Origin of the sequence: Clostridium tetanomorphum, assembly GCF_017873215.1 — a bacterium.
GTDB lineage: Bacteria > Bacillota > Clostridia > Clostridiales > Clostridiaceae > Clostridium_AO > Clostridium_AO tetanomorphum.
This window is the reverse complement of record NZ_JAGGKA010000046.1, coordinates 1-3463: the sequence shown is the minus strand read 5'-3', so window position 1 is coordinate 3463 and position 3463 is coordinate 1. Positions and strand designations below refer to the sequence as shown.

Here is a 3463-nt window from a genome sequence, read left to right as displayed (position 1 = left end):
TGTTGCAAATAATGCTACTAATATAGTTTGTCCTATAAGTATTATAAGAAGTGGACCTGCAACAGCAGCAAGTTCCCATAATTTTAATCCAACTAAAGCCATGGAAAGGAATACATTTAAGCCTATATTTCCAAGTATATCAGTACATTTTTGATTAATGTGCCATTTACCAGTAGATTCACCTACATTTAGTATAATAGCAGCAATAATCATTGAGTTAACATATGATGGTAACGTTATCTTTAAGCTTTTAAAGAATCCTTCAAGTACAGCACCAACACCAATAGATATTAATACAATAGCTAAAGTCTTGAATATTTCTTCATAGTTTATAGCTTCATTCTTAGCTTCAGTAGTAGCTGCTGCCTGAGCTTCAACAGATACATTTGATTTTAAGCCTTTTTTTTCTATTATTCTTTTACCAACAGGTCCACCAATTATTGAACCCATAACAAGACCGAAAGTAGCTGCAGCCATTGCTGTAGTAGTAGCTCCTACAACACCATAGTCTTTTTCAAATAATGGACCAAAAGCACCACCAGTACCATGACCACCTGTCATTGTTATTGATCCAGCAAGTAATCCTAACATTGGGCTTTGTCCTAATGCTTTAGCTAATATAACGCCTAAAGCATCCTGGAAAATACATAATACAGAAGCGCATAACCAGAAAATAACAACTTGTAAGCCACCTTTTTTTACAAGTTCAATACTTGCTCCCATACCGATGGATGTAAAGAATACCATCATAAATGGTTTTTGTAATGTAGTATCAAGATTTAAAGTTAAAAGTCCGTTTTGTTTTACGATAAGGTTTACAATTGCAAAAATAAGTCCGCCAACAACTGGTGCAGGTATACAGAATTTTTCAAGTATTTGTATTTTTGTCTTTACCCAAGCACCAAAGTAGTAAACCACTACCGCCAAAGCTGTGGTCTGCATCATATCTAATTTGATCTCCATACCTATAAAACCGCCTTTCTAAAAATATATTTATAATAAAAATATTGGTTTAGTCAATTAATCCATTATACTAATGGATTAATTGACTAATCTGTCACAATAAAAATAATATCACAAGTTTTCTTTAAATTCAATATATTTTTTAAAAACTTGTCATAATATACACAATAATCTGTAATAAAAAGGGAAAAATATAGGAGAAATTAGAGAAAAATAATAAAAATATTAGAATAAAATAATTGACCTAAATCAATATATTAAGCATATTTAGAAAAAAATTTTAAAATTTTCACAGAATAATTTTTGGAACAAAAAAACTGTTGGAATTAATCCAACAGTTTTTTTATTTAATTTATCTAAAGAAGTTAGCGAAAGTAGTTATAATAATGGCATTGGAAAAGTCTATGAGGAAAGCACCTACTATAGGTAGTACAAAGAATGCTCTAGGTGCAGGGCCAAATCGTTCTACTACAGCTGTCATATTAGCAATTCCATTAGGGGTAGCTCCCATACCGAAACCACAATGACCAGCTGAAATAACAGCCGCATCAAAGTCTCTACCAATAAGATTAAATGTTATGAAATAAGCATATGCAGCCATTAGAAGTGTTTGTCCAATAAGAATTACAAGCATTGGGCCTGCAACTGCAGCAAGTTCCCAAAGTTTTAATCCTATTAAAGCCATGGAAAGAAACACATTAAGTCCTATTGAACCAAGTATGTCGGTACATTTTTGATTAATATGCCATTTGCCAGTGGATTCACCAATGTTTAATATAATGGCGGCTATAATCATTGAATTAACGTATGATGGCAATGTTACATGTATGCTCTTAAAGAATCCTTCAAGAACAGCACCAACCCCTATAGAAACTAATACTATTGTTAAAGTTCTAAAAATTTCTGAATAATTTACAACTTCATCTTTTACTTCATTTTTTATTTCAATAGATTTATTACTTGATACATTGGATTTTAATTCTTTACCTTCAATTAATCTTTTACCAATAGGTCCACCTATTAAAGAACCCATAACAAGACCGAATGTTGCAGAAGCCATTGCAGATGTGGTAGCACCTACAACTCCGTATTCTTTTTCGAATAAAGGACCGAAGGCACCACCAGTACCGTGCCCTCCAGTCATAGTTACAGATCCACAAAGTAAACCTAACATTGGACTTACATGAGTTACTTTAGCTAATAATATTCCAAGGGCATCTTGGAATATACATAATACAGAAGCTAATAACCAGAAAATAATAACTTGTAATCCGCCTTTTTTAATAAGTTCAATACTAGCTCCCATACCTATTGTTGTAAAGAACACCATCATAAATGGTTTTTGTAATGTAGTATCAAGAGTAAGATTTAATAGACCGCCTTGTTTTAAAAAAAGATTTAAAATTGCAAAAATAAGTCCTCCAACAACTGGCGCAGGTATACAAAATCTGTCAAGAACCTGTACCTTTGTTTTTACCCAAGCACCGAAGTAGTAAATTACAACGGCAAGGGCAGTAGTTTGCATCATGTCCAATTTAATTTCCATAATAAATCCGCCTTTCATAAAAAAATTGGTATTATCGGAAACGTTTTCCTAATACAAATTTATTATACATAATTGATTTTAAAAAATCAATGCGAAAATTACAAAAAATGAATGATTTATAAAAAAATATTCATTTTTGCATAATATTAAATTATTTTAAAATAATTCATAAATTATATTTATTTGTCTATTAAATATAATTTATGTAGAAAATATAATAAATATTGATCATTATCTACAAAAATATTAAATAAAAAAATCAATATTCGACTAATATATATAATATTCTTTAGAATAGAGACATATAGGTATATTTAAATGAATTTTAAGTTTAAATTATTTATATAAAATTAATATTGATAAGTTGTTTTTAAATAAATATTAAAATTAAGAATATAAAGAAGATTGGTGAATAGATAGGTGTTTATTCATGTAGTTAACATTGTTTTGAAAATTAAATTATTTTTCAAATATGAAGTATATCAATAGAGATGCTGCAAAAATTACAAAAAATAATGAAATGCTATATGAATTTAACATATAGCATTTCATAGATATATTAGTTTATTTAAAGAAGTTAGCAAAAGTGGTTATAACAATAGCATTAGTAAAGTCTATGAGGAAAGCACCTACTATAGGGAGTACAAAGAATGCTCTAGGTGCAGCTCCGAATCTTTCTGTAACAGCTGTCATATTAGCAATTCCGTTAGGAGTAGCTCCCATACCGAAACCACAGTGTCCAGCAGCTATAACAGCTGCATCAAAGTCTCTTCCAATAAGATTAAATGTAATGAAGTAAGCATACGCAGCCATTAAGATTGTTTGCCCAATGAGAATTACAAGCATTGGACCTGCAACTGCAGCAAGTTCCCATAATTTTAATCCAACTAGAGCCATGGAAAGGAATACATTTAAGCCTATATTTCCAAGTATATCAGTACATTTTTGATTAAT

3 protein-coding genes are annotated in these 3463 nt (G+C 30.3%); all 3 read right to left on the bottom strand.

All coding sequences use genetic code 11. From position 1 onward, the window contains the following. On the bottom strand, positions 1-963 hold a 963-nt coding region (locus J2Z24_RS21055), incomplete at its 3' end, for a sodium/glutamate symporter (protein ID WP_209795129.1). 352 nt (positions 964-1315) lie between these two features. Continuing rightward, on the bottom strand, positions 1316-2509 hold the full coding sequence (gene gltS, locus J2Z24_RS21050; RefSeq protein ID WP_173679986.1) for a sodium/glutamate symporter: 1194 nt from the start codon (positions 2507-2509) through the stop codon (positions 1316-1318). A gap of 564 nt (positions 2510-3073) precedes the next feature. Continuing rightward, positions 3074-3463, bottom strand: a 390-nt coding sequence (locus J2Z24_RS21045; protein ID WP_276513817.1) for a sodium/glutamate symporter, incomplete at its 5' end; no start/stop codon positions are given.